Annotated in this window: 1 pseudogene; it reads left to right on the top strand. The window is 59.7% G+C overall.

What is annotated here, in order from left to right:
* Window positions 1-660, top strand: a pseudogene (locus INT12_RS30865) (hypothetical protein); the annotation flags it as partial.

The following is a 660-nucleotide window of genomic DNA, read 5'->3' as shown; positions in this document are numbered from 1 at the left end:
CCGATTACCGAAGGCGCGAAGCATTTCGACTACAAGCCCGATGACAGCGAGCCGGGGAAAAAACCGGAGAATATCTGGAGCGGCTTCAGACAGGGGCCGGACGGCAATTGCGTGACGGTTTCGGCGATTAAAGCCGCCATGATGCAATTTGGCGAGAAGCCCACCGACGTCTTCAAAGAGGTCAAGGAAACGGGTAATGGCTACTCTGTGACCATGCGCGATGGTGTCAAGGTTGACCTGACCAAGGATGAAGTGCGGCTGGCTGCCACCCATGCACGTTTCCAGGGCGATGACCCGAAAATGATGACCAACGCCAATTTCATGTTTGCCGTCAGCGCAAAACGGGCGCAATTGGAAAACAACGATGGCACTGCCGGGCGCAGCTTTCTGGATGGCATACGTACCCTCAATGATGGCGAGTACACTCGGGAAGGGTTGGACCGTCTGGGCTTGCGCAAAAATTACCGGCAGGCCACGGATGCCGACTTGCGAAGCAGCAAGGTGGGGACGGTGGAGTATGGCGGTCATTCGATGGCGGTGATCGATGGTCGGATTGAACTGTGGGGCAAGCGGGGCGGGGTGCCTCCCGAGGGGGTGGCTGCCCGCTTGTTTCGCGGGCTGCGCGCCCTTGGCCCCGCCGGAGGGAGCACTCTGCACGCC

The organism is Pseudomonas sp. K8 (assembly GCF_014889455.1).
Lineage (GTDB): Bacteria > Pseudomonadota > Gammaproteobacteria > Pseudomonadales > Pseudomonadaceae > Aquipseudomonas > Aquipseudomonas veronii.
Note: the sequence above shows the minus strand (reverse complement) of the source record. Positions and strands in the feature narration are given on the sequence as shown.